Origin of the sequence: Psychrobacter sp. AOP3-A1-26 (assembly GCF_052378235.1) — a bacterium.
Classification (GTDB): Bacteria; Pseudomonadota; Gammaproteobacteria; order Pseudomonadales; family Moraxellaceae; genus Psychrobacter.
In genome coordinates, this window is sequence record NZ_JBQSXN010000041.1 from 1 (window position 1) to 26,809 (window position 26,809).

Here is a 26,809-nt window from a genome sequence, read left to right on the forward strand (position 1 = left end):
AGTTTCATATTATGATTGAGCCTAAAATAGGCTGAATCAAGCTGTTTAAAATTGTGGCTGCGTGCTACCGAAATCGTTACAAGCGTTATGACTTAAGAATAAAGCTGTTCGCAGGCTTAGTGAGTTTCGAAATTGGCTTCTGTCTTTTGCAAGAAGCTTAATAAAAAAATATAGAGGTTTTATGAGTTTTCGCCAGCAGTATGTCATCGGTGACTTGCAAGGGTGCTATGCGGCATACCTTCAGCTACTTGAAACCTTGGACTTTGATCCTACCCAAGACAAACTATGGTTTGCTGGGGATTTAGTAGCACGCGGCGAAGATTCGTTAAATACGTTGCGCCATGTCAAAGCACTTTGTGAGCAAGGGGCGGCTGCAACGGTGCTTGGTAATCACGATATTAATCTAATTGCCGTCTGGCGCGGCGCGACGAAAATCAAGAAAAAAGATAAGACCGCACCGATTTTTGCTGCTGATGATTGCGATGAGTTGCTTGAATGGCTACGCCATCAGCCGATATTGGCTTACCCTGATGAGCATACGGTGTTGGTGCATGCAGGTATTCCTCCACATTGGAGTATTGAGGAAGCAGCGAATTATGCGCAGCAATTGGAGTCACAACTACAAGCCAGCTTAAAACAGCTTGATCGCTTATTGCCGCACTTATATAGGAAAACAGCCGATAACTGGCATACAGATATTAATGGCTTTACTAAAATGCGAGCGATTGCTAACTACTTTACTCGTATGCGTTTGTGTCAACAGGATGGGTCGCTGGAGTTTAGCTTTTCTGCAGGTTTGGATGAGCGAATGCCCAAAGATTTTTTGCCTTGGTTTGAATGGCAGGTGCCGCGCAACCGTAAGATATTATTTGGTCACTGGGCGGCGCTAAAAGGTGAGGTTGATTTGCCTTATGCGCGTGCGCTTGATGGTGGCTGCGTTTGGGGCAATCATCTATTGGCCTATCGATTAAGTGACGGTAAAGCTATAACCTCAAGTGCCCATTGCTTACTGCCACAATCATAATATGAAGACACGTCATAATTATAAGTATATGAAAAAGTTATTTTTTAGGTAGCTATAGTCAGTGAGAAGTAATATCGCTACATCACGTATTGCAGGTACCGTTTTTTCTTGCTTGCTGTGCCTACGCAGACAGAGGCTGCAAAAAAACTATACCCGCAGTATCGTAGCGTTTTTAAAGTATTTTAACTCTATATTTAAAAGTAACCAGTCCAGCCATCAAATAAACCCATTAACTGGGTAAGTTTGGTGGCTTTTTTGGTTTTGGTAAAGGTGTTTTGGCGTCGCCCGCAGGCTTAACATCGTTGCTAGCATGAGGTTGTTCATTGTCCGTTGCCTGACCATGAGCATTAGTGAGGTTATTGAGTATTTTAGTCGCTTGATCATATTGAATGTCATCAGTATAAGGCACACTATTGAGCTCGTTATCTATTAAGCCATCATCAAGATCGACGACTCCTTTAGGAGATGCTTGAGATTGATGATGTTCGCCTTTGGGCTGGTTGTCATAGTATATGTTGGTATTTGTTGATGCGTTTTGGGTACTAGCTTGTTTAGATTTAGGTAGGATTCTGGCATCAGATAACCGCCTGACGACATAATTACTGGGTAACGGTTTTCCCCCTTTTTGCGCTGAGGTATCATCAAATATCATATGCCCTTGGCTATCGATACGCGCGTATTTCATTGGCTTATCACGTGGCCAAAAAAAGTCAGAAGGATGGCTTAGTATGTGACTAAAAATCTGCTTGGATAAACGACTCCATTCAAGGAATTTGACTTCTTTAGAACGCAATGCCACAAATAACGCTAGCGAGAAGCTGACCATCAGATTGACGATACCAATAAGCGCTACACCAAGAATGGATACTAAAATAACACTCCAACTTATATCATCGGCGGAGATATTGAATAAGCCGTGCGCCAAATTAGCCGAGGCAAAGGCAATATGACGAATATCAATTGGTAAGCCAAATATAAAACCAATAGTCGCGGTACTACCCAAGAATACCCCGAATAAAAAGTTACCCATGATTGCGCCAAGGTTAGCCTCTACAAAGCCGCCTAGACGCTGTAGCCAGGACTTGGGTAATATGTACTTTAACAGTCTATGACGTTGGATACGCGCGCCTACATTGTTATAAACGGCTAAATTATCGTAGTAGCCGGCAATGAGACCCGACAGAAATAAATACACCCCAGCAATGGCAGCGTGGGGCAGCGCCAGCGAGCGAAAAGGATCAAGCTCATGGAGCAGGTGTCCCGCTTTTTCAGAATCGATCATCGGCACGCCTGTATATTGCAGCCACGCAAAAGAGATAATAAGCGCAACGGGTATCGCTAACATGACGTTACCCATAATGGCGATAAATTGAGTACGCAAAATATCGACGACCAATTCTGATAGCTTAGTCAGCTGGTGTGATTTTTTCCCCGAGCCATCAGATATGGTCGAGGCTATGGCTGCAGCAGTCATAGCGGGCTGTTTGGTCGCAACCGTACCACGGATGACATGGATAAAAACAAAACCCAAGCCATAAATCATACTGTTAATAAAGGCTCGTCCCATCGGAGCGAGTGCCAATTGGTACGCCAATATTTTAATAGTGGCCATGAAAGCAATAACAAAGCCGCCGATAGAGGCCTTTTTAAACATCTTTTGATAGCCCGCTTTATCGGTACTGATGTAATGTTCACCGACACGGCTGGCATTTTCAGTGACTTTGCGCGAGAGTAATTTGGTATTGTTATCAATCAAGTAGCCAATACTATAACGGCGATTGGCGGTGGTAATCAGCGTTTGTATCAGCTCAATAACGGCGCGATCTCGGTTTTTATTACCATCGGTCACCAGCTCGGTTAAGATGCGCATACGCTGAAGACTTTGATCCAAGCGCAGCATCATATTGGTCAAACGAATAGAGATTCCCGTCTTGTAGATACGTTTACGTACTGTAGCGACTATGTCTTCGCACTGCTCGATCATGACCAGCAGCGGCGCTGGGTCGACGGCATGTTCAGGGGTAATATCGGTTAAGGTATCAAGCTCATGTGCTTGCCTGTATTGATTAACGAATAGTACGGCTTCTTGATTTTGTGCCACAAAAGACGCTGAATAATTTAATATTTGCGGGTAAGATTCCATCAGATCAGGATGCAAACCGATACCGCTGATGCGATAAGATAGGATAATAATAGCATTCAAAATACTGTTTTTTGCCGTTGCCACTAAATCTAAGTGCTTCTCTTGTACTTTGAGCAGCTCAACCAGCTCATCCCATTTGTTTTTTTCAATATTGGCTAGCCAGCGTTCATCAGAGTGCTTATCAAACAAATAACCGATTAGTTCAACGACTGAATCCTCTTGCGGCAATAATGGTAAAAAACGATGACCAATGAGGCGACGTAAGCTATTAAAAAATCCTTGATCTGACATGATACCAGTGTCGGTATACAGAGCAATTTGGCGGTATTGAATGATGAGTTTTAAGACAAAGCTAGACAGTCCATCGCCATGCTCAGGATGCTGACGAAGGATGTCAATCAGTGCTTGCATGTTTTCATTGGCCAACGCAGGTTCTTTATCACTGACCCGCAGCTCAGCTACTAAGCGTTTAAGTACCGCAGGATCGGGCACATCACTTAAGGCCGTAATCTGCTGTAAAATGTGTTTTATTTCTGACACATTGCATCCTTGGTTATAATTATTTTAACCCGCCCTCAGGCTGCGAGCGATATTCTGTCTTGCGTTATTTTAATCATAACCAAGCAACGATAGTTAATTATTTTGTTAGCAGTTATTTTTGTCGTTAGAGCCAAAATGCTACAGTGCTGTTGGTATAAATTTTTTGCAGCCTCTGTCTGCGTAGGCACAGCAAGCAAGGAAAGTTTATACCAGCAGTACGTGATTTATAGATATTACTTTTCAATGACCATATTCTTATAAAAATTATTTTGGCAAAAAAAAGGACAGTTATATAACTGTCCTCTCACTTAGAGTTTTATAAGTAAGTCTGTAATGTTATTTAGCTTGCAGGCACATCAAAGTAGTCAAGATCAAAATTCATCATTGGATCACTACCTGCTTGAACCATTTGTGCATGAGCATCAATGCGTGGCAAGATACGACCGACGAAATAATCAGCAAGTTTGGCTTTATTGGTATAAAACTCACCTTCTTTACCGTTGGCCGCTTCCACCATCAATGCAAACATGTATGAATAAGCGAGGTAACCGAAGGCATGCATATAGTCAACGGCACAGCCGTTAATTTCATTTTTACGTTCGCCAATGTTGGCCAGTACCGTGTTGGTTAGCGCCTCAATCGTATCGGCAGCATCTAATGTCGCTTGCTTGATACCATGATCTGCTTGCATATTATTGACAAAGTCACGAATCTCACCTAAAAAATGGCTAACGTATTTGCCGTTGTTTTTCGCCACTTTACGACCTAATAAATCAAGCGCCTGAATGCCGTTAGTGCCTTCATAAATCTGCGCAATACGCGTATCACGAACGATTTGCTCCATACCCCATTCGCGGATATAGCCATGACCACCAAAGACTTGCTGGCAATCAACCGTGGCTTCTAGTGCTTTATCGGTCAAGAATGCTTTGGCCACTGGCGTTAGTAGGGCAACGCGCGCGGCGGCAGCTTTTGCCGACTCAGGATCGGTACTAAATTTCTCTTCGTCAAGGTTTTTGGCGACGTACATAGCAAAGCAACGCGATGCCTCAGTGTTGGCTTTGGCGTTCAGTAGCATACGGCGCACATCGGCATGATAAATGATGGCGTCAGCTGGTTTTTCTGGACTTTGTAGCTGCGTGTCACTACGGCCTTGACCACGGTCATTGGCATATAGTGCCGCGTTTTGATAAGCAAGCTCAGAACCACCAAGGCCTTGCAGACCCATAGTCACGCGCTCATAGTTCATCATGATAAACATCGATGACAGACCGGTATTTTCAGCACCAACCATCCAGCCTTTGGCACTATCAAAGTTCATCACACAAGTCGCCGAAGCTTTAATGCCCATTTTGTGTTCGATAGAGCCGACGGCTAGGGTGTTGCGCTCGCCTAGGCTGCCATCTTCATTAACCAAGAATTTTGGTACAACAAACAATGAAATGCCTTTTGAGCCAGCAGGGGCGTCTGGCGTTTTTGCCAATACCAAATGAATGATATTTTCAGTTAAGTCGTGCTCACCACCAGTGATAAAGATTTTGGTACCAGAAATATCGTAGCTACCATCATCATTTGGTATGGCTTTGGTTTTAATAATACCTAAGTCAGTACCGGCATGTGGCTCTGTTAAACACATGGTGCCAGCCCATTCACCAGCATACATTTTTTCTAGATAGGTTTGTTTTTGCTCTTCTGAACCAGCCGCATTTAGGCAAAGCGTCGCACCAACGGTCAAGTTAGGGTAGAGGGCAAACGATTGGTTGGCAGTGAATACCATCTCTTCGGTCAGCATGGTGACCATTTTTGGGAAGCCTTGACCACCGTATTCAGCGTTACCGCTTAAGCCAACCCAACCTGATTCAGCATATTGCTTATAAGCGTCTTTAAAGCCAGTAGGGGTCGTGACGACACCGTCGCCTTCGAAAGTGGCGCCTTCTTCATCACCACTGCGGTTGATAGGTAATAGAATGTTTTTTGACAGTTTTGCCATTTCTTCCAAAATCATATCGACTGTTTCCATGTCAACATGAGCTAGGTTTTCATTGTTTTGCCAGAATTTAGGCGCATTAAACACATCATTTAAGATAAAGCGCATGTCATTAAGAGGGGCATTATAAACAGCCATAAACATTCCTTTGGTTCAAATAAATAAAATTGGAGTGGTTAAGAATATCAATTGTTCTTTTGATTTAATCTCGGTGATTAATAATCAAAGTTTAACAAATAAGCGTGTGCGCTGGGGTGTTTCTTCGTGAATTGTCCGTGCACCAAAAGTCAGTATAGACTATTGAAGTACTTAAATAGATCTTAAAAACCATAGCGATGTAACAAGAATAGCTAATTACCATCTATAAACGGTGTTTTTCATTGCAATATACCCACAAAATAAATCGGCAACACACTTGAGTATGTTGCCGATAAAAATACAGTAGTAGCAGTGTTTAGCCTCTAATTAAAAAGCGAACTGATCCACATCCATGCTCATGTATGGTTCAACGCCAGTGCTGATGCGTTGTACATGGGTCGTCGTACGTGGCAGTAACTTAGCGAAGTAGAACTGCGCGGTTTTCACTTTGGCATCATAGAACGCCTGCTCGCTACTACCGTTAGCGATTTCGGTTTGTGCGATGAGTGCCATACGCGCCCATAAGTAGGCTAGGGTGACATAGCCACTAAAGTACATGTAATCAACTGCTGCGCCGCCGACCGCATCTGGGTTTTCAGTCGCTTGCATACCAATACGTGACGTCAGCTCGCCCCATTCTTTTAGATGCTTGGCAAGTGGGCGGATAAACTGACCCATCTCGTCGTTGTCTTTGTTTTCTTCGCAGAATTTTTGGATGATTTGAACAAAGTTTGCTAGCAGCTTACCTTGTGAGCCGAGCACTTTACGACCTAATAGATCAAGTGCTTGGATCTCAGTGGTGCCTTCGTACAAGCAAGCAATACGCGTATCACGGACGTTTTGCTCCATACCCCATTCGCTAACATAGCCGTGACCACCATAAACCTGTACGCCATGGTTGGCTGCTTCTAGGCCAGTTTCGGTCAAGAACGCTTTGGCAATAGGGGTCAATAATGACAGCATTTGGTCAGCAAACTTAAGATCATCGCCTTCGCCTTTTGCCACAGTATCTGCAAAATGTGAGAGGTAATAAACCAATGCGCGACCACCTTCTGCAAAGGCTTTTTCAGTCAATAGCATGTTACGAACCGCTGGATGGACGATGATAGGATCAGCGACTTTATCTGGCGCTTTAGCACCTGATAATGAACGCATCGCTAAGCGGTCTGTGGCATACGTCAGTGAGCCCTGGAATGCATATTCTGCTGCCGTCAGGCCTTGGACTGCCGTGCCAATACGAGCCACGTTCATAAAGGTAAACATGCACTGTAGACCACGGTTTTCAGGGCCAATTAGGTAACCTGTTGCGCCGTCGAAGTTCATCACACAAGTGGCTGAGGCTTTGATACCCATTTTGTGTTCGATAGAGCCACACGCTACTTGGTTATTTTCACCTAGGCTGTTGTCTTCGTTGACCATCACTTTAGGGACGATAAACAACGAGATGCCTTTAGTACCAGCTGGCGCACCTGGTAGGCGAGCTAAACAGATATGGATGATATTGTCGGTTAAGTCGTGCTCGCCCGCTGAGATAAAGATTTTTTGACCGGTGATGCTATAGCTGCCATCTTCTTTTGGTTCAGCTTTGGTACGGATAATACCCAAGTCAGAACCGGCATGTGCCTCGGTCAAACACATGGTACCTGACCATTCGCCGGTGACCATTTTTTCTAGGTAAGTTTGTTTTTGTTCGTCCGTACCGTGATGCTCGATGGTTTGGATAGCACCATGCGATAGGCCAGGGTACATAGAGAATGACCAGTTTGCCGTGCCGACCATCTCATTAATGACCGTAGACAATGAAAACGGCATGTTCTGACCGCCGAATTCTTCTTCAGCAGACAATGCAGGGAAACCTAGTTCACAATACTCTTTATACGCTTCTTTAAAGCCTTTTGGTGTGGTGACTTGACCATTGTTAAACTGGCAGCCTTCAGCATCACCGCTTTGATTGAGTGGTGACAGCTCATTTTCAGCAAAGCTTGCCGCCATCTCAAATAAGCTGTCCATTAGTTCACGATCTGCTTCTTGAAATGCAGGTAATGTTTTATAGTGGCTTTCGCTATCAAGTAACTCATGCATGACAAATTTGATATCACGTAAGGGTGCTTTATATTGCATAACTTCCTGTCCTTTTGGGAATATAACCAATAATAATCAATCGTAAGCAGGTGAGGGCGTTTTTATTTAGTGCCTCGATATTGCCTACTTTAATTTAAAGAAACTAAATCAATGATAAGCAGTCATGCAGATCATTTAAATTATTGATTAGCTAAAATGGTATTGAAAAGAATGGTGATTGTTAGAATCGGTTTAAAATTTTATGAGACCTAACAAATTCACTATAAAAGATAGGCTTTCATAGGGGATTATACAAGTTTGGTGACAGCACTGATAAGTCATGAACCCATCTTGCATCGGTTGTGCAATCGACGTTAGGCGCTACAGGATACTGCGAATAACTCTATGAAAATACTGGTGATAGTGGGTCAAAAAATACTAACTATCTTAGGTTTGTTTGGTGGCGTATTGCTGAATCAACATCTCGGTCGCTGCCTGGGCCGTGACAGGTTTGCCAAACCAATAGCCTTGACCATACTGACAACCCATCGCTAAAAGTATATCGCGCTGCTGTTCGGTTTCGATACCTTCTGCGACCACTTGCATATCCAAGGCCACTGCCAAATCCAAAATAGCCTTTACAATGGCTTGCTGGGTACGATCGGTTTCGATGTTAGAAATAAAACTTTTGTCAACTTTAATAAAGTCAAAGGGGTATTGTTGTAAGTAACTTAAAGAGGCGTAGCCAGTACCAAAGTCATCTAGCGCAAGACACACACCGAGTGCTTTGAGCAAATCCAGTTGTTTTTTGACATGGGCATGACGCTGAATTAAAGAGGATTCAGTCACTTCGATATGCAGCTGATGCGCAGAGATATCATGCTGTACCAGTAGACTATTTACCATTTCAAAAAAATCAGGGTGGCTAAATTCAGCGGCATCAGCGTTGATACAAATGTGCTGAAAGAAGCCTTGCTGTTGCCAAACAGATATCTGCTTGGTGATTTTAATGGCCATTTGTGTGAACAGATCAAACGACAGTTTGTGAGTGATAATAGCATCGATAAAGTGTATGGGTTTTAACAGTCCACGAGTTGGGTGCTGCCAGCGTACAAGCGCCTCAAATCCAATGATGATGCCAGTCATTAATTCAAATTTTGGTTGGTAATAAGGTATAAATTGACCTTCAATAGCAGCTGATCTCAGCTCAGCTTCTAGCTGTAAACCGCCAGCTGTGGCCTCATCAATTGCCGTATCGTACCAGCAGATATCGTCCCCGCCTTGCTGCTTGGCATAATGTAATGCTTTTTCAGCCTTGGTCAATAATCCTATCAACTCTTCATCGTCTTCAGGGAAGTAGCTGACCCCGACCGATATATGACAATAAATATCGGTGTCTGTCGCTGCATTGTCTTCTAAAGAAAAGGGTCGCTCACACATTTGCATCAAACTGGTCAGCTGATTGTGTATTATGTTGGCACCATTACATTCAAACAATAAAGCAAAATCGTCACCGCCAAAATGTGAAAAACAGTGCAAATTATCCAGTTTTAGCGCTTTGAGACGAGTGACAAAGCTTTTTATCAACGTGTTGATACCATCAGGGCCTAGTAGGCTGGCAAGGTTACGATAACGGTCAATATTTAAGCGCACAATGACGACTTTTTGGGAACTGTCTAACAGTAAGTCACTGGCTTGACTCAAGAATACCTTACGGTTAGGTAGGCCAGTCAATTGATCATAATTGAGCAAGTGGGCTACCTGTTTTTGGTCTTTGACCGCCGAGGACATATCACGCACCATGCCAATATAATAAACAGAATCTTCAATACAAATCTTGCGATAAGTCATATGACATTCAAGTATCTGTCCATAACGGTTTGGCATCGAAAAATTACTTTCATAAAAGCCAGTACTATCTAAGCAATTAGTAATGTCTTTTAAAATCGCGCTTTCTTCTTCTGATAAAAACTTTGTCGCGTATATACCAAGTGGTCGACCAAGCAAAAAATCCTCCGTATAACCAAGCATTAGCTCATAGGTGGCATTGACCGATAAATAGCGTAAATTTTTATCTAAGATGAATATAGCATCTTCAAATTGCTCACATAATTTAACCAATAATTGCTGTTTGTCTGCCAGTGGCATAGGTGTAAAAGCGGTCATAACTGAACTCATTACGTCAAAATTGATTAATAGATAGCGTGACAGTATTACAAACTAATGACTGAGAGCATGTAGGGTGACTAGCGCAACCACGGGTGCGGTCTCAGTACGTAAGACTCTCGTGCCGATTTGCCAAGGCTTAAAACCCACGTTTGCGGCTTGTGCGCATTCATCGCTGCTAAGTCCGCCTTCAGGGCCAACCAAGAGCTCAATATAAGGGGTTTGTTGTTTTAGCACGGTGGATAAGGATTCAGGCCTAGCGGGTTGTCCTTCTGCTGGCACGCTTAACTGTAGTCTCAAGTCGGCTGGTTGCTGTAATACTTTATAATAGGGACTTTGGCTAAGCATGGCTACGATAGAGCTGACCGTTGTTTCTGTGTTTGAAGTTTTGGAAGGCTTATAGGGATTGGCTTCTAATTGTTTCAGCCAGTCAGTGATAGATAGCGGGGCAAGGATAAGCGGTGGGCGATTGAGTCCACATTGTTCACAGGCGGCAATAGCGATCTGCTGCCAGTGTGCAAGCTTTTTTTCGACTTGTGCAGGTTTTAGATTAACCTCGCCATGATGACTGCTTAGCAGTTGAATAGCAGTCACCCCAAGCTCAGTCGACTTCTGAATCGCATAATCCATCCGTTCGCCGCGACTCATCACCAGACCGACTTTAGTTGATACGGATGCACTACGGTCTTCATTGATATGAGCCAATAACGTTACCGTGGCGTGCTTTTTGCTGATAGTTTTTAGCTGCACTTGATACTCACCGCCAAAGCCATCAAATAAAATACCTCGATCGCCAATATTGGCTCGTAATACCCGGCACCAATGATGAACGATACTCTCTGTTAACTCAATATCAGCGCCGATAGGCAAACTATTAAGCTGAGGGTAGGTTAGATTTGATTCATCACTGGTGGCATAAAAAAAACGTCGCAAAGTTACTTATTCCTATAATGGCAGTCATGATATATGTTCAGTATCTTAGCAGAATATCATTTGAGTGGGTAAAGGGTTTGTCATTAATGCAATCGTAATACCAAAAAAAACTGGCACTCCTAAGAACGCCAGTTTTTAAGCTAATCAATATAGTACCGGTTTAAGTAGAGGATTCTAAGTAGACAGTCCTAAAGCTTCAACCAAACGTTTATTAGGCTCAACCTTATTCATGCTATAAAAATGCATGGCGGGCGCGCCCTCAGTGATTAAACGCTCACAAAGACGGTGTACCACCTCAAAACCAAACTCGCGAATGGCTTTGCGGTCGTCGCCAAAGTCGGCCAATTGCTTACGCACGTAACGCGGAATATCTGCGCCACAGCTATCAGCAAAACGTACCAGATTGCTAGAGTTGGTAATCGGCATAATACCAGCAACCAATGGCTGCGCCACGGTATCGATACCGCGTTTCTCTAAGCTGTCACGCAGATATAAATAGCTATCGGCGTTATAGAAAAACTGGGTAATCGAAGAATTGGCACCAGCTTGATATTTATTAACCAAGTTATCAACATCGAACTCAAAACTACGCGCTTGGGGATGCATCTCAGGGTAGGCCGCTACCTCTATACGGAAGTGGTCACCTGAGTGTTCACGGATAAACTTAACCAAGTCTAACGCAAACGGCAGCTCACCCATACCAACTTGCCCTGATGGCAAGTCACCACGTAGTGCTACCAGACGCTTAATGCCTAAGCTTTTGTAATGCTCCAGCAATTCAGCGATTTCCGCTTTATCATCACCGATACAAGACATGTGCGGTGCAACATCGGTCTGACCGCGTGCGCATAAGGCTTGAACAATATCCAAGGTGCGGCTACGGGTTGAGCCGCCAGCCCCATAAGTCACCGAAAAGTAGCTCGGTGATAGCTTATTCAGCTCATCATAAGTACTGAGTAGCTTCTCATGACCTTGCTCAGTTTTGGCCGGAAAAAACTCAAAGGAGAAAGCAGGCTTAGTCACAGTCTGGCTCCTTTTAATATTTATAAGCGTCAGGCTTAAATGGACCTTCTACAGGCACACCCAAGTACTCAGCTTGTTTTTCAGTCAGCTTAGTTAGCGTACCGTTAAAACCAGCAACCATCGCAGCAGCGACTTCTTCGTCAAGTTTCTTAGGCAATACTTTGACGTATAAGTTATCAGCACGTGTATCAGCTGGTAGCTCTGCAAATTTTTCTTCGAACAGATACATTTGCGCTAGTACTTGGTTGGCAAATGAGCCGTCCATCACGCGTGATGGGTGACCAGTCGCATTACCTAGGTTTACTAAGCGACCTTCAGCAAGCAAAATTAAATAGTCGTTTTCATCGTCTGAGCGGAAGATTTGATGGACTTGTGGTTTAATCTCAACCCAGCGCCAGTTATCACGCATAAACTGCGTGTCGATTTCGGTATCAAAGTGACCGATGTTACAAACCACTGCACCCGGTTTAAGCGCCGCTAGCATATGTCTATCACAAACATGATAGTTGCCGGTAGTGGTGACAATCATGTCGGTGTCTTCGAGCAAGCGAGTATTGATGTTTTCTGCGCCACCGCTGTTATCGCCATTGATATATGGTGATAGTACTTCAAAACCGTCCATACATGCCTGCATCGCGCAGATAGGATCGACTTCTGAAACACGGACAATCATACCTTCTTGACGTAAGCTTTGCGTCGAGCCTTTACCCACATCGCCATAACCGATAACTAAGGCGCGACGACCAGCAAGGAACATGTCAGTAGCACGTTTGATAGCGTCATTTAAGCTATGACGGCAGCCGTATTTGTTGTCGTTTTTAGACTTGGTGACCGCATCATTGACGTTGATAGCAGGTACTTTTAGCGTGCCTTTACCAAGCATTTCAACCAAGCGATGGACGCCAGTAGTGGTTTCTTCTGAAATACCATGGATATTATCCAGCAATTGGGCATAATCATTATGAATCAAAGCAGTTAAGTCACCGCCGTCATCCAAGATTAGGTTTGCATCCCAAAGCTGACCAGACGCTTCACCGCCAACGTGGATTTGTTGACGTAAGCACCATTCGTACTCTTCGTCAGTTTCGCCTTTCCATGCAAATACTGGAATACCAGCAGCAGCAATCGCAGCCGCAGCATGGTCTTGGGTTGAGAAGATATTACATGACGTCCAGCGTACTTCGGCACCGAGCGCAATCAGCGTCTCGATAAGAACGGCAGTCTGAATAGTCATGTGGATACAGCCAGCGATTTTCGCGCCTTTAAGCGGCTGTTCTGCTTCGTAGCGACGACGCAAACCCATCAGGGCAGGCATTTCGGCTTCAGCAAGGGTGATTTCACGGCGGCCGTAATCAGCTAAGCTGATGTCAGCGACTTTATAGTCAGTGAAAGAGGGATCGATCGTATGGGCAGATGGGGTGTTAGACACTGCGTCCATAATATGCTCCTATCAGTGGTTAATTTATGATAAAAAGAATAAAAACGCAGGTGCCGTTATTTGCGCTGTCAATAATCAGCGGAGTGATTATTAAACAGTTACCGAGCCTAACATAATGAATAATATGCACAGCGATATAGCTTAAATGCAGTAATCAATGATTATGGCGCAACACCTCTCGGAGGGTGATTATTGTAATAGATGCAACCTAGATTGTCACCTATTGACTGATATAAATAATAGGCAATCATGGCATATCAAATGATGATGAGATTTCTAATACCATAAAAAAAGGCCATCGAGTGATGACCTTAATTATTTATGACCTAATTTATAACTGGCGCTAAATAAGCTTAGTACCAGTTATAAGTAAGTGAGGTGAAGAAGTTGATACCGTCAGTATCATAACCGGGCAGGGTAATATATTTTTTATTAGTAATATTGTTTAGACGTGCGGTCATCGATAGATTGTCAGTCAGTTTATAGTTACCACTGATATTCACTAAGCCATAAGAGTCGACCAATTGTGAGTCTGTATTGGCGACATTGCTATAATAATCACCTACGTGTTCATATTCAGCGCGGATATCCAAGCTTGGTAGGCGATAACCAGCATATACCAACCCTTGATGTTCGGGACGAATAGACAGGAAGTTACCATCATTCATTCCGTTACTATCATCTTTTGCTTGCTGATAGTCATAGCTACCACCAAATAGGTAGTTATCAACGACCCAGTCTGACGTTAATGTCACACCTTTGATTTTGGCTTTATCAACGTTTTCGCTGCTACCACCAAACGGATTGCTTGGGGTGGGCTTAGCAACATAGCCAATCAAATCTTCTACTTTACTATAGTAACCGGTTAACCGTGTAGACTGAATATCAGTGTCGTACTCCATAAAGGCTTCGTAGTTATCACTGGTTTCAGGCTTCAAGTCAGTATTTCCTGAGCCAGGATAGTATAAGTCATTAAAGGTAGGGGCGCGGAATCCTTTAGCGTAGTTAACCCCAGCGCGTATATTAGGATTAATATGATAAGCACCGCCTAAGTTATAGGTGGTTTCATTACCATATTGTGAGTCATCATCAAACCGTAGGTTGGCTTGAGCATCGAATTGATTGTTTGCTAATACGTATCCTAAAAATGCACTTTTCACATCACGATCATTGACGTCATAAGCAGTACTATCGAGACCTTGGTTAAGGTACTCTAACCCATAGATACCTTGGCCAACTGCTAGTTTGTGTTGTCCAATCAAGCTAACTTGATCTTGCTTAGTATTAAATACGTCACCAAATTGACCATAAGTATCACTCTTATCAATTGAGTGACCGTATTGAAGCTTTAAGGATGAGCCAGGCAGATAACGCCAATCAACAAACGCCTGAGCGGCTCCATTTTCTTGGTCTGCATGGGCGTTTTCAAAATCACCATCATCAAAGTCTGTCGTGGACTTGCTGTATAAAGCACTAGCACCCGCTAACCATTGCTCATTGATGCGTTGTGTTATCGCCAAACTCACATTGTCACTTTTAAAGCCATCATCATCGCCATTGTAAGACGAGTATGGATTGCTAGGGTCCGGCAAAGTGGCATTAAAACCATCTGTTTCATTATGGCTGGCTGATAGACTTAGAGTCGTACCACTATCATTATTAATTTGGGCACTAGCGCCGTATAAGTATTGATCATGAGAGCCTACGCCAGCAGTAACAGAGAAATGGCTTTGTTCTGCATCACGACCTTTTGTAAAGACTTGAATCACGCCGCCCATCGCGTCTGCGCCATAGATACTAGAACCTGAGGCGCCATATAAGATTTCGATACGATCGATTTGATCTGCAGGCAATAAGCTAAGGGTTGCACCACCAGCACTGATTGAGCTATAGCGTACGCCATCTATAAGTACTAGAATTTGATTGCTGTTATAGCCTCGCATATAGAAGTTAGAGGTGGTTCCGGTCCCACCATTGGTATAATGACTGATACCTGGTTGGCGCTTAAGAACATCAAGTGCGCTTTGACCTTGATGGTGTTGCAGCTCTTCCTTATCAATTACTCGGGTTTGAGCGATGGTATTACTGATTTTAGTCGCTGTACGGGTAGCGGTTACGACGATCTTATCAAGCTCAACTTCTGGTAGCTCGCTATCATTTAATTCATTAGTGGCAGCTGTTGCATTCATGGCAAATACGCCAAGCGTGCTTAAAATACATAACCGAAGATAGGTAGTCGAAAATGCACGTGATAAAGCCATATTTAATTCCAAATTAATCAAATAAAGAAGATACAGAAGAGAAGGTCAAGAATTTAAAAATTACAAAAAGTAATACATTTATTACACGCGCTCATTATCTATAAAAGTGCCTGATTTATAAACTACTTTAACCTAATGTTTATTCATCATAGGCTGAGTAGTTTTCATGATGAGCTAAGGTTTATTTCCTTAAGAGCTGCTAGCATTATTATCAGCGTTTTTATAGATAGTCTTAGGGCATGTCCTCAATCTGAACGAAATCAACTAAATGGGCTAAGAATGGCTAAATCTTGCCAAACTGCGTCAAATAGCTGGCTAATATCTTGATATTATCTGTACTATTTTCCTTGTTTGACTGCAATTTATCTCATTTTTATCACCATTTTCAAAATGAGGACACACCCTAATACAGTTAACTATAAAAATAGCCAACCATATAAAAGCCAACCAAAAGCATTGCTGTCATAAATAATTGCTATTATAGTGGCAACTCTTATCTTGTCCTTCGTCATACTATTAAAGCCATGAGGTTTGTTTTGTCTATTAAGCGTCATCTGAGTACCAGCACCGCGCCACCTCCGTCATTTTCACCTACTAAAATATCATTCACAATGATAGCCTTTCTCATTGCTGTGATATTGAGCCTAGTTGCACCGCATAGCGCAGTTGCTGCTGAAGCTGGTATATTGGGTGTGGGCAGTAGTAGTAATAATAATGAAGAAACGACTGATAATACCTCTATACCAGATTCATTTGGGCGAGATACGCCGCGCCATACGGTACAAGGGTTTATTGGGGCGCTGGGTGAAAACGATTATCTGCTGGCCAGTAATTATTTAAATTTATCCAAGTCTGACAATCCAACGACGATCGTACGGCAATTCAAACAGGCGCTTGATGCAGGTGGCCGCTTTCAGCCTGATTTGCAAATCAATAACACCCCCGAAGGCAATCTAACCGACCAATTACCATCAAACCAAGAAAATGTTGGTGCTATTAATGTCGGCGAAAAAAATGTGCCACTACTATTAGAAAGAGTGGTCTCTGAGCAAGGTGAAAAATACTGGCAGTTCTCGACGGATACGCTTAGCTCAGTACCAGAGGTGATAGAAGACTACCAACCGACTTTGGTCTCTCGTTATACGATTGACTCACTAGAGGGCAAGAAGTTACTTGGTTACGAGTTAGTAGATTTGGTGGCGGCACTGGCCATGATTATCAGTAGTTTTTTGCTGACTTATATTATGGTTTGGCTATCGTATCATTTACTGAGAATCAGTTATCCTCGTGTACGCGGCGTGCCGTTACCTTTCCCTAATAAAGTAATTTTGCCACTTTCTGTGGTAATTATGGCGTTGATACTGTCTGAGGTAATGGTTTACGCTGGCGTGTCAGTGACTCTACGTGAGCCGGTTAATCGCTTTACTGAAATTGCTTCGTGGGTCGCGATTACTTGGTTATTATTACGTATTGTTGATGCATTGTTCACCCGCGCAGTGAATTTGAGCTATAAGAAAAACCATACTGAACGAGTCTCGATTTTGGGGTTGCTCCGCAAGGTGGTCAAGGCGCTGTTATTAATATTTGCCGTCATCGTCATCTTCGGTAATTTAGGTTTTGATTTGACCACAGGTATTGCGGCATTAGGGGTTGGTGGTTTAGCGTTAGCACTGGGTGCGCAAAAGACCATCGAGAACCTCGTCGGTAGTGTGGTCGTGGTGGCTGACTCCCCAGTACGGATAGGCGACTACTGTAGTTTTGGTACGCAGGCGGGTACGGTTATCGATATCGGTATCCGCTCATCACGGGTACGTACATTAGACCGCACAGTCGTTACTGTTCCCAACAGTGACTTCTCATCGATGCAAATTGAGAACTATACTTCACGTGACATGTTTCATTTCTTGCATAACTTATATATCAAACGCAATGCGGATATTGACGTTATTTTTAAGATGGTCAAGGATTTAGATAAGTTTTTGAACGATCATGAGCTGACTAACCAAGAGTGGAATCAGGCCAATATTTTAGAGTTGCGCCAAGACTGTTATATCATTCAGCTGCGCGCTTATGTTAACTCCTTTGATGTTATAGAGTTTTATGGCAAACAAGATACTTTGTTGGTTGAGATATTAACCCTTGTCAAAAAATATAAAGTTGAGCATGCGCTGCCAACGCAGCAGCTTATCGTCAATCAAGCTGAACTTGAACCTCAACATCAGATAGAAACGGTTATCGAGGGCGACATAAATGACCCTGTAAGTGATGCATTAAGTGAGGAAAATGATAGTGATGATACTAGTGCACAGGACACGATTGACTTAGATAAAAAGGGTAATAGCGCTGATAATAACGGGGCGGACAATAAGAAAAAGACTGCCTCCGCGAAATTAAAAAAGAATAGTACCCTTAAAGCATTAAAAAATAGAAGCCGTATACTTAAGAAAAGTAAGTTTAAGCGTACCAAGAGAAAGTTCGATTTTTCTATATGGAATCAGCCTTATAACTAGGGGCTGTCCTTATGGTCTTTACCTTATAACACTTAACTTATAACATTCACAAAAACTAGAGTAGCAGGGAAAAAGAGTGTAAGTGCTACGCATTATAGACTAAGCGAGTTTGACACGGCTAATCGTACTTTTTGGGTTTGGTATTATAAAGGGAGGGCGGCTGTATTACGTAATAAGCCGTAGTAAGACCAGAGCAGTAAACCAGCTGCACTACGGTGCGGTGCCCAGTTTTGGGTGAGTGTTTTTAGCTGTTTTGGCGTTGGGCGTTCTGTCAGATCTAATAGCGACATTGCTGCGACCTTGATGGCTAAATCATCAACCGCAAGAATGTCAGCTCGTTTTAATGAAAATAACAAGTACATCTCAGCGGTCCATTGACCGATGCCGATAACGGCGGTTAGAGTTTTTATCACCTCTTCATCTGGCATGGTTTCTAATGCGGAAAAATCTATATCATGATCTACTAATGAGCGGATATAGCGAACCTTTTGTTTAGACAATCCTTTTGCTTTCAAAGTCTCGTCTGTTGCTTGGCTAATCATTTTCGGGCTTATCAAGCTTGCATCAACCAATCGTTGCCAAATACTGGTAGCCGCTGCTACAGAGAGCTGTTGACCGACCATAGCTCTTACCAGCTGCTCAAACCCGCCCGTATTATGGCGTAAATCAGGCACACCCACTTGCTCATAAACCTGAGAAAATCTTGGCTCGATAGCAATCAAAGCCGTTATGTGTGCGTTTAATTGCTGAGTACTTTCAATCGTCTGTATGCTCATAATGGCTTCGCCTTAAAAGTGGGATTGATGCTGATATAGTTAGTTTTAAATAAAAAGAGTACAGCCATTACAGCGTGCTATAGTCAGTGAGAAGTAATATCGCTACATCACGTACAGCAGGTACCGTTTTTTCTTGCTTGCTGTGCCTACGCAGACAGAGGCTGCGAAAAAATTACAGCAATAGTACTGCATCGCTTTTAAATTGGATCAGCTATACAAGAACCTGTGATATTTTTAATATAAAAAAAGGACCGCTCACAGCAGTCCTTTTTATGTTTAACCTTGATACTTATTCGCCATCAGCTTTAGGCTTTTTTAGCAGCACCAAAACGGCACCATTACCGCCATCTTTTGGTGGGGCAGAGCAAAAAGCCAATACTTCTGGTAGCTGGCGCAACCAGCCATTGACGCAGGTTTTTAAGATTGCCTCAGAGCCTTTGCCATGGACAATTTTTACCATCGTTTCATTGTTCTGCTTCGCTTGACTTAATAACTGAGTCATCGCATCACGTGCTTCTTCGATGGTGCAGCCATGAATATCGACCGCATCATACCAACGCAGCTTGCCTTTTTTGAGCTGATCAAAAATCTTATTTTGTAACGTTGGTTGTTTATAAGACAAGTACGCCTCAGCCGCGACAGGATTCAGCAGTGCTTGCATATCTGACAAGCCCGCACTTAAATCCGCGCTTTCGCTACCTTGAGCCGCCGCACGTTTAGACAGCGTCGTGGCATCAGGTTTGCCGGCCTTTGCAGCATTGGCAGGTGAGCGTACGTTTTTGTCATCGAGCTGACTGACACCGTGCATCGCTTGCATAAACAGGACTTTATCATCATCGATATGTTCGCTGTCCAACTGTTTGACTGTTTTTTTAACTTGCTTTTGGCTGAGTAGCGAAACAGGCTCTGTTGGTTTCTGATTGTCACCTTCAGGTGAATTGGTATCACGACCTTTGCTCAGTTGGCCTTTTAGCTCTTTGAGCTGGTCTTGCATTTCTTTTGAAAATAGAGAGTTTGACATAAAGTTAACGTATCGTTGGTTGATGAATGAATTAATTATTAATAGCCATTAATTTATAAATATAAGCTATCTAGCTTGGTTAAGTCCAAACTGTTTGGGTTACTTTACTCGTCTGCTGCGACGCCCGCAAGTAAGGATTGTAACGCTTGTCCAGGGTGATCGGTCTTCATAAACTGCTCACCAATTAAAAAATGCTGAATATCGTGATCTAACATCAAACGAATATCATCGCTATTATGGATACCACTTTCGGTGACGATAAGTGGGCGTTTTAAGTGGTCGTTGGGATTGGCAGCCAGTGCATCATCGATCGCCAACGCCTGTAATAAGGTGTTTTTTAAATCCAGCGTGGTTTGTAGGTCGACGTCAAAGGTATTTAAATCACGATTATTAATACCATAGATATTATGCTCTGAGCGCGGCAACTGTAGTGCGCGTTCAAGCTCGCCCGCTGTATGGACTTCTATTAATACATCCATTCCTAGCTCGATACTTAAAGCATGGAGCTCTTGCACTTGAGAGTCATCAAGGCATGCCATGATTAATAAGATGCAGTCCGCACCCATCAGATAAGACTGATAAATCTGATACACATCAATCATAAAGTCTTTACGGAGTATCGGCAGGCTTGAGGCATTGGCAGCGGCAATAAGATAGCTATCATCACCTTGAAAGTAATCGCGGTCGGTTAATATCGATAGGCAGCTGGCACCCGCTTGTTCATACTGCTTGGCAAATAATGCGGGCGAAAAGTTATGGTTGATAATGCCTTTAGAGGGTGAGGCCTTTTTTATTTCAGCAATGATGCCGATACCGTTCTCTTTAGTGCTGGTCGCTCTTAGCGCCGCCGCGAAGCCTCGGCGTGGTTTATTGTCAGCGGCTACTTGCGCTTGTAACTGCTCAAGCGATTGCGCCTCGCGAGCCGCTGCTACCTCGATTTTTTTGGTGGCGACAATGCGCTGCAACACCGAGGGAATATCTGAGCGGGATGTCGTGTTGGTAGTCATAGCAGGATCCAAATATATTTAATATAAATAAATAGTCAATAATAGCGTGAACGGTGTACGGATAGATTTAAACTATCGCAAATAAAGTGGCGTCATAAGTTAAATGTCATCACAAAAATAACGAGTGATTAGTTTTGTGTTGCCAGCTGCTGCGTATATTCGGCTAAGGACTCAAGCTTAATTAACGCATCACCATTTTGGATGACTTTTTGAGCTCGGCTAACACCATTGGGGTAGTTGCTAGCAAGTCCTGCGGTATATATCGCTGCGCCGGCATTAAGCGCAATCATATCACGCGCCTTTAGGATCGCGCGGTCGTGGGTCTCTGTCCCTGACAAAGCCGCACGAATCAGCGCTAAGCTCTGCTCTGGGGAAGCTACATCGAGACCGATAAGCGTTTGTGATTCGATGCCTGCATCTTCTGGCATCATCTCATATACGGAGATGTTACCGTCTTTTAATTCAGCGACAGTAGTCGATGTTGCAAGACTGATTTCATCCAAGCCGTCTTTTGCGCCGACGACCATCACATGACGTGCGCCTAAGTTTTTCATCACTTTGGCGATAGGCTCGCATAGTTGTGCGGTAAAGACGCCAATGACTAAATTGGGTGTGCCAGCAGGGTTGGTGAGTGGTCCTAAAATATTAAAAATCGTCCGCGCTTTTAGTTCGCGGCGTACGGGGTTGGCATAACGCATGGCACTGTGGTGGTTGGGTGCAAATAAGAAACCAATACCTTGGTTTTCGATACAATCTTGTGCTTGCTCAGGGGTTAGGGCGAGGCTAATACCCGCTTGCTCTAAGAGGTCTGAGCTACCAGACTTGGTAGAGACGCCGCGGTTGCCGTGCTTAGCTACTTGTGCCCCAGCCGCGGCAGCGACCAACGCTGATGCGGTAGAGACGTTAAATAAATTGGCGCCATCACCGCCTGTGCCGACGATATCCACCAGATAATCGCAATTTTTCGGGCTAATATTGGCAGCCAAGGCACGCATGGCACTGGCCGATGCGGTAATTTCATCGATTGACTCACCTTTCATACGTAGACCAGTCAACACAGCGCCCATCATGGCATCGCTGCATCTGCCTTGCATAACGATGAGCATCACTTGATACATCTCATCAAAGGTTAGATCGATGTGCTGAAAAATTCTATCTAAGGCGGTGGTTAGTATTTTATGTGTGTCTTCATCGGACAGCTGATTGATGTGTTCAGGGGTATGGATGGTTTTTGGAAGTGCATCCTGCATAGTCGTATTGGTCATAGTGTTCTCACTTATTATTATCTTTTATAGTTTAAATAAATTGGTTAAATGGGTCGCGTATTTTCAAAAGCTAACGCGTTAAAAACAGTTAGCCTACTTGTGGCAGCTCACTTGAGTCTACTACTGCTAAGTTGTGCGCTTGTAAGAAGTTATTAAGCAGCTGATAACCAGCTTCGCTTAAAATAGACTCAGGATGGAACTGAACGCCTTCGATTGCAAATTCACGGTGGCGAATGCCCATAATTTCTTCGATATCATCATCGATGTTTTGTGTCCAAGCAGTCATTTCAAAACACTCAGGTAAGCTGGTTTTATCAACCACTAGTGAGTGATAGCGCGTGAATTGCACCGGATTAGGTAAGTTAATAAAGACCCCTTGTCCGTTATGATAAATAGCAGATAGACGTCCGTGCATGACTTCATCTGCTTTGACCACTTGTCCGCCAAACGCTTGTCCAAGCGCTTGATGACCCAAGCAAATACCTAATATCGGAATAACGCCTTTAAAGGTATCGATAACCTCTAAGGAAATACCAGCACGGTCAGGATCACATGGGCCAGGGCCAATGACAATGATATCGGGCGCAAGGGTTTTAATCTGCTCGATGGTAGCCTGATCGTTACGCCAGACGGTGATGTCCTGCTGCAATTCACCGAAGTACTGTACAATATTGTACGTAAAGCTGTCGTAATTATCGATCATCAAAATCATTAGGGGTTCAACTCATTGATTTGGTTGGATTTCACATTTTTATAATTAACCACGTTGATTTTTACTTATAGCAAGGTGTAAAGTTAGGCAGTTTTTATGACAACGAGTACTTTTTAAACGTCGTTATCTTACCACTATTTTGCTGTCTATCAAACGCAGCCTATCATTGCCTATATTTTTATGAGTCAGATTCAATCAGTCTTGATTGTTCAGGTTATGCTGAGTCGTTGCCTGTCTAACCAGTATGAGTGCCAAGTATTACTAGCAGCTATAAAAATATTTACTAATATGCATTTGAAGAGTTCAGCATTATGAGTCAGATGTTGCTAAAATAGCACCTGCATTTATTCGGCGGATTATAATTTACCATTAATTCTGCCGTTAAAAACGAGAAAATACGCCCTAATTTCAGCAACAGATTTCATAGTTTTTAAATAACAGTTAATTCATCGCTTTAAGTATTGACGTTAAACCCTAATCTTTAATCTCAGTAATACGATAACCATAAAGGAAAATATTCATGTCGAATAAACTACTTGATCTCATCGAGTCATCTAATGCCAAATGGGTTGATTTTCGTTTCACGGATACACGTGGCAAAGAGCATCATATGAGCTTTCCGGCGCATAGTGTTGACGAAGAGGTGATGGAAGACGGCAAAATGTTTGACGGCTCATCTATTGCTGGTTGGAAAGGTATTGAAGCCTCGGATATGATTTTGCGCCCTGATCCAGAGACTGCATTTATCGATCCGTTCTTTGATGCGGTCACTGTGGTCGTGACTTGTGACATCATTGAACCATCAACGCTACAAGGCTATGACCGGGATCCACGCTCTATCGCACGCCGTGCTGAAGAGTATTTAAAATCTACCGGTATCGGTGATACGGCTTACTTTGGTCCTGAACCTGAGTTCTTTGTTTTTGACGAAGTTAAATGGTCGATTGATATGTCTGGTGTCAGCCACGAAATTGTCGCTGAAGAAGCAGCATGGTCAACCAATAAAGACTATGAGTGGGGCAACATGGGTCATCGTCCACGTGTCAAAGGTGCTTATGTACCAGTACCACCGGTGGATAGCTCACAAGATATGCGTACGGTTATGTGCGAGCGCATCGAAGATATCGTTGGCGAAGGCTGTATCGAAGTTCATCACCATGAAGTTGCCCCTTGTCAGCTAGAAATCGGTGTTGCTTTTAACACCCTAGTTCGTAAAGCCGATGAAGTACAGCAGCTAAAATATGCCGTTCATAACGTCGCCCATCAGTTTGGTAAAACAGCGACCTTTATGCCAAAGCCAGTCGTTGGTGATAATGGTTCGGGTATGCACGTGCATATTTCTATCTCAAAAGATGGCGTCAATACCTTCTCTGGCGATGAATATGCAGGTCTTTCTGAGACGGCGCTATATTTCATTGGTGGTATCATCAAGCATGCTCGTGCATTGAACGCGATTACCAATCCATCGACCAACAGTTATAAGCGTCTAGTGCCACATTATGAAGCGCCTATTAAGCTTGCGTACTCAGCTTCTAACCGTTCAGCGTCTATCCGTATTCCACACGTCAGCAGCCCAAAAGCGGTCCGTGTCGAATCGCGTTTCCCTGATCCAGCAGCCAATCCGTATCTGGCCTTTGCCGCATTGTTGATGGCAGGTCTTGATGGCATTCAAAACAAAATGCATCCAGGTGAAGCCGCTGATAAGAATTTATATGACTTGCCGCCAGAAGAAGAAGCACTGATTCCAACGGTCGCTGAAAACTTAGAAGTGGCACTGCAAGCCTTAAAAGATGACCATGAGTTTTTATTAAAAGGTGACGTATTCACTAAAGAGATGCTAGAAGCCTATATTGCGCTCAAACAAGAAGAAGTACAGCGTCTAAACGTCACTGTGCATCCCGTTGAGTTTGACTTGTACTATAGCTGCTAATCAGCAATAAAAGCTTTAACCTCTGATTAAGAAAAACCAGTTAAGTAACCCTTAGCTGGTTTTTTTGTTTACTAAAGAGGTTAGCTTGATTAATGAGGTTTTTTGAGGTCATTACTGATTTAATGCTAAAAATACCGCATAATAGTTTTATCTATATATTAATAATCAATACCTATTGGGCTGATTGACTATGACTTTATTATCAAAAAGCAATGTTTTACGTAAAAATCTGACCTTAAGTCTACTCACAGGACTCGTCATTAGCACAGCCAGTCTTTACGCGCCGATGGCAAATGCTGCTGCTATTTATAAAATCGTCGATGAGAAGACAGGTCAAGTTACCTTTACCGATCGTCCGCAGAACTACGAACAACAATCAGGCAAGAAAATTAGTCAGACCAGTGTTATGACTGGGAACGATAGTGTTGGTTCAAACAGTGCTAGCCAAACTGGCAATGCAAATAATCAGCCTGCCAATAGTACCCAAGCGCCGCCTGCACCTGCCGATAAACCATCAGCGGTTAAAGCCCCTGTCAGCTATCAGCTTGCTATTACTGAGCCTAGCGCAGAACGCGCTTATCGTCGTCCAGTTCAAAGTATCGATGTCAATGTCCAACTAAAACCCGCTCTACAAGCAGGTGATAGCGTGAGCATTTACTTAGATGGTAATGAAGTGGCGCAAGGTCTGAGTGTTTCAATTGCCACCGTCGATATTCTACCGGGTGCACACAATATAAAAATAGTGCTTAAAAATGAAAAAGGGCAGCTGCTAAAACAGGTTGAGCGTACCGTTTATGTCATCCAAAATACACAGACGTTGCAAAATAACAAGAAGATTGCGGAACAGCTTTTGGCTTATCAGCGTCTACCATGGTATCAAAAAGTGCTATTAAAAATGCGTCAAGATGGCAAACAACCCAATATGCAATCATTCACTAAGCCGGTTGCTGATAAACCAATGACGCTTGAGCAGCCAGTAATACAATAACTAGTGATAAATAGCGCCAAGTATTGACGGATATAAATCGTAAGATAAAAGCAGTTTATATAAACTAAGGGCAGTCACTGAATGCAGCGACTGCCCTTAGTTTTAAAATCTATTAATGATATTTATCTTCCTAAATTATTTGGTCAACTCAATCGTACCGTTGGCAGTGACTGAAATTGTACTATTACCAGACTCAAAGCTTTGGCTCGGTACAGATGCATCAGCAGACGCAGCTTTCATATTCATAGCACTATACATAGGGCGAGGGTAGTTGCTGCCAGTATTTAGATTGACATTGACGACACGATAGCCGCGTGCATTCCAAGCACGAGTCATGTTTTTAGCTTGTTGTTGAAAAGCACGAGAAGCATCGGTCATCAGTTTTTGCTCTAGCGCATCTTTTTTGGCATCTGAAACCCCAAAGTTTAGATTGTTCATCACTAAGGTTTCTTGCAAATCAGCAATCAGCTGGCTAGTCGCCGCAAAATCAGTGCTTTTTAAGTCTATGCTTGCTTGCCCTGTCCAGCCAATAATTTTATCGTTTTTGTCATAGCGCGGATAGGTACGTTGCTGTCCGGTAGTCACTGTCACGCTTGGGTAGCGCTTGGCGATTTTCATGGCATTATTAATAGAGGTGTTTAACGTAGTAGCAAGCGTTTTGGAGTCCGCTGCCTGCGCTTTTTTGTACATGCTGGCGCGTACTTCATCGTTTGCAACTTCTTCTTTTACTTCTGTTTGAAAAGTAAGTTGGTCATAGCCGGTCGGTTCTGCATGGGCGCTACCCATCATTGCTGTCATTAGGGCAGCCGTACCAGTGGCCAGAGCCGCTTTATTAAGTAGAGTGGTTTTCATCATTGTCTCCTAAGTAAAATGTTACTAAAATATT

18 protein-coding genes are annotated in these 26,809 nt (G+C 43.2%); 4 read left to right on the forward strand and 14 right to left on the reverse strand.

All coding sequences use genetic code 11. The features are described from left to right. The first annotated feature begins 181 nt into the window (after positions 1 to 181). The gene (locus ACT3TU_RS08285; protein WP_192522384.1) at positions 182 to 1,024 is read left to right on the forward strand and encodes a symmetrical bis(5'-nucleosyl)-tetraphosphatase; all 843 of its coding nucleotides are present in this window, start codon (positions 182 to 184) and stop codon (positions 1,022 to 1,024) included. Positions 1,025 to 1,253: 229 nt separating this feature from the next. Here the strand turns inward: ACT3TU_RS08285 and ACT3TU_RS08290 are convergent, their stop codons facing one another. From ACT3TU_RS08290 to ACT3TU_RS08325, 8 genes are all read right to left on the reverse strand, one after another. Beyond that, positions 1,254 to 3,707: a site-specific recombinase gene (locus tag ACT3TU_RS08290; RefSeq protein ID WP_192522385.1), complete on the reverse strand. Its 2,454-nt coding sequence runs from the start codon at positions 3,705 to 3,707 to the stop codon at positions 1,254 to 1,256. A 340-nt stretch (positions 3,708 to 4,047) separates the two neighbouring features. Then, positions 4,048 to 5,832 (reverse strand): acyl-CoA dehydrogenase C-terminal domain-containing protein, encoded by a 1,785-nt coding sequence (locus ACT3TU_RS08295; RefSeq protein WP_192522386.1) that lies wholly within the window; start codon positions 5,830 to 5,832, stop codon positions 4,048 to 4,050. Positions 5,833 to 6,159: 327 nt separating this feature from the next. Then, positions 6,160 to 7,953 carry an acyl-CoA dehydrogenase C-terminal domain-containing protein gene (locus ACT3TU_RS08300; RefSeq protein WP_192522387.1) on the reverse strand — a complete coding sequence of 598 codons (1,794 nt, stop codon included), beginning with the start codon at positions 7,951 to 7,953 and terminating at the stop codon, positions 6,160 to 6,162. A 387-nt stretch (positions 7,954 to 8,340) separates the two neighbouring features. After that, positions 8,341 to 10,059 carry an EAL domain-containing protein gene (locus tag ACT3TU_RS08305; protein WP_444784275.1) on the reverse strand — a complete coding sequence of 573 codons (1,719 nt, stop codon included), beginning with the start codon at positions 10,057 to 10,059 and terminating at the stop codon, positions 8,341 to 8,343. Positions 10,060 to 10,113: 54 nt separating this feature from the next. Next, positions 10,114 to 10,992 (reverse strand): 16S rRNA (uracil(1498)-N(3))-methyltransferase, encoded by an 879-nt coding sequence (locus ACT3TU_RS08310; RefSeq protein ID WP_192522389.1) that lies wholly within the window; start codon positions 10,990 to 10,992, stop codon positions 10,114 to 10,116. Positions 10,993 to 11,166: 174 nt separating this feature from the next. Then, the gene (locus tag ACT3TU_RS08315; RefSeq protein ID WP_192522390.1) at positions 11,167 to 12,015 is read right to left on the reverse strand and encodes a methylenetetrahydrofolate reductase; all 849 of its coding nucleotides are present in this window, start codon (positions 12,013 to 12,015) and stop codon (positions 11,167 to 11,169) included. 13 nt (positions 12,016 to 12,028) lie between these two features. Then, complete coding sequence (ahcY, locus tag ACT3TU_RS08320; RefSeq protein ID WP_192522391.1) at positions 12,029 to 13,453, reverse strand: adenosylhomocysteinase; 1,425 nt, start codon at positions 13,451 to 13,453, stop codon at positions 12,029 to 12,031. Between the two features lie 353 nt (positions 13,454 to 13,806). After that, entirely contained in the window at positions 13,807 to 15,714 is a 1,908-nt protein-coding gene (locus ACT3TU_RS08325; protein WP_192522392.1) for a TonB-dependent receptor plug domain-containing protein, read from the reverse strand. A gap of 611 nt (positions 15,715 to 16,325) precedes the next feature. Here ACT3TU_RS08325 and ACT3TU_RS08330 point away from each other — a divergent pair. Next, positions 16,326 to 18,224: a mechanosensitive ion channel family protein gene (locus tag ACT3TU_RS08330; protein ID WP_225735322.1), complete on the forward strand. Its 1,899-nt coding sequence runs from the start codon at positions 16,326 to 16,328 to the stop codon at positions 18,222 to 18,224. Between the two features lie 143 nt (positions 18,225 to 18,367). Here the strand turns inward: ACT3TU_RS08330 and ACT3TU_RS08335 are convergent, their stop codons facing one another. The 5 genes from ACT3TU_RS08335 to ACT3TU_RS08355 all read right to left on the reverse strand — a co-directional run bounded on the left by ACT3TU_RS08335 (position 18,368) and on the right by ACT3TU_RS08355 (position 23,005). Continuing rightward, positions 18,368 to 19,000: a DNA-3-methyladenine glycosylase family protein gene (locus ACT3TU_RS08335; RefSeq protein ID WP_192522394.1), complete on the reverse strand. Its 633-nt coding sequence runs from the start codon at positions 18,998 to 19,000 to the stop codon at positions 18,368 to 18,370. A gap of 289 nt (positions 19,001 to 19,289) precedes the next feature. Beyond that, positions 19,290 to 20,021 (reverse strand): Smr/MutS family protein, encoded by a 732-nt coding sequence (locus ACT3TU_RS08340; RefSeq protein ID WP_192522395.1) that lies wholly within the window; start codon positions 20,019 to 20,021, stop codon positions 19,290 to 19,292. A 104-nt stretch (positions 20,022 to 20,125) separates the two neighbouring features. Continuing rightward, entirely contained in the window at positions 20,126 to 21,028 is a 903-nt protein-coding gene (gene trpC, locus ACT3TU_RS08345) for an indole-3-glycerol phosphate synthase TrpC (RefSeq protein ID WP_192522396.1), read from the reverse strand. 128 nt (positions 21,029 to 21,156) lie between these two features. Then, complete coding sequence (gene trpD, locus ACT3TU_RS08350; RefSeq protein WP_192522448.1) at positions 21,157 to 22,278, reverse strand: anthranilate phosphoribosyltransferase; 1,122 nt, start codon at positions 22,276 to 22,278, stop codon at positions 21,157 to 21,159. Between the two features lie 103 nt (positions 22,279 to 22,381). Continuing rightward, positions 22,382 to 23,005 (reverse strand): anthranilate synthase component II, encoded by a 624-nt coding sequence (locus ACT3TU_RS08355; RefSeq protein ID WP_192522397.1) that lies wholly within the window; start codon positions 23,003 to 23,005, stop codon positions 22,382 to 22,384. A gap of 514 nt (positions 23,006 to 23,519) precedes the next feature. Here ACT3TU_RS08355 and glnA point away from each other — a divergent pair. Together glnA and ACT3TU_RS08365 are read left to right on the forward strand one after the other, a co-directional pair. Beyond that, positions 23,520 to 24,935: a type I glutamate--ammonia ligase gene (glnA, locus tag ACT3TU_RS08360; RefSeq protein ID WP_442059789.1), complete on the forward strand. Its 1,416-nt coding sequence runs from the start codon at positions 23,520 to 23,522 to the stop codon at positions 24,933 to 24,935. A gap of 190 nt (positions 24,936 to 25,125) precedes the next feature. Further along, a complete protein-coding gene (locus tag ACT3TU_RS08365; protein ID WP_192522399.1) occupies positions 25,126 to 25,923 on the forward strand; it encodes a DUF4124 domain-containing protein in 798 nt (265 codons plus the stop codon). Between the two features lie 135 nt (positions 25,924 to 26,058). On the opposite strand, the gene ACT3TU_RS08370 is transcribed toward ACT3TU_RS08365, so the two are convergent. Beyond that, a complete protein-coding gene (locus tag ACT3TU_RS08370) occupies positions 26,059 to 26,775 on the reverse strand; it encodes an SIMPL domain-containing protein (protein WP_192522400.1) in 717 nt (238 codons plus the stop codon). Between the last annotated feature and the right edge of the window lie 34 nt (positions 26,776 to 26,809).

What these genes read in the sequence shown, in the direction of transcription:
- ACT3TU_RS08285 (WP_192522384.1), top strand. Translation starts at nt 182, where the DNA reads ATGAGTTTTCGCCAGCAGTATGTCATCGGTGACTTGCAAGGGTGCTAT.
- ACT3TU_RS08295 (WP_192522386.1), bottom strand. Translation starts at nt 5,832, where the DNA reads ATGGCTGTTTATAATGCCCCTCTTAATGACATGCGCTTTATCTTAAAT.
- ACT3TU_RS08300 (WP_192522387.1), bottom strand. Translation starts at nt 7,953, where the DNA reads ATGCAATATAAAGCACCCTTACGTGATATCAAATTTGTCATGCATGAG.
- ACT3TU_RS08305 (WP_444784275.1), bottom strand. Translation starts at nt 10,059, where the DNA reads ATGACCGCTTTTACACCTATGCCACTGGCAGACAAACAGCAATTATTG.
- ahcY (WP_192522391.1), bottom strand. Translation starts at nt 13,453, where the DNA reads ATGGACGCAGTGTCTAACACCCCATCTGCCCATACGATCGATCCCTCT.
- ACT3TU_RS08325 (WP_192522392.1), bottom strand. Translation starts at nt 15,714, where the DNA reads ATGGCTTTATCACGTGCATTTTCGACTACCTATCTTCGGTTATGTATT.
- ACT3TU_RS08330 (WP_225735322.1), top strand. Translation starts at nt 16,326, where the DNA reads ATGATAGCCTTTCTCATTGCTGTGATATTGAGCCTAGTTGCACCGCAT.
- ACT3TU_RS08335 (WP_192522394.1), bottom strand. Translation starts at nt 19,000, where the DNA reads ATGAGCATACAGACGATTGAAAGTACTCAGCAATTAAACGCACACATA.
- ACT3TU_RS08340 (WP_192522395.1), bottom strand. Translation starts at nt 20,021, where the DNA reads ATGTCAAACTCTCTATTTTCAAAAGAAATGCAAGACCAGCTCAAAGAG.
- trpC (WP_192522396.1), bottom strand. Translation starts at nt 21,028, where the DNA reads ATGACTACCAACACGACATCCCGCTCAGATATTCCCTCGGTGTTGCAG.
- trpD (WP_192522448.1), bottom strand. Translation starts at nt 22,278, where the DNA reads ATGCAGGATGCACTTCCAAAAACCATCCATACCCCTGAACACATCAAT.
- ACT3TU_RS08355 (WP_192522397.1), bottom strand. Translation starts at nt 23,005, where the DNA reads ATGATTTTGATGATCGATAATTACGACAGCTTTACGTACAATATTGTA.
- ACT3TU_RS08365 (WP_192522399.1), top strand. Translation starts at nt 25,126, where the DNA reads ATGACTTTATTATCAAAAAGCAATGTTTTACGTAAAAATCTGACCTTA.
- ACT3TU_RS08370 (WP_192522400.1), bottom strand. Translation starts at nt 26,775, where the DNA reads ATGAAAACCACTCTACTTAATAAAGCGGCTCTGGCCACTGGTACGGCT.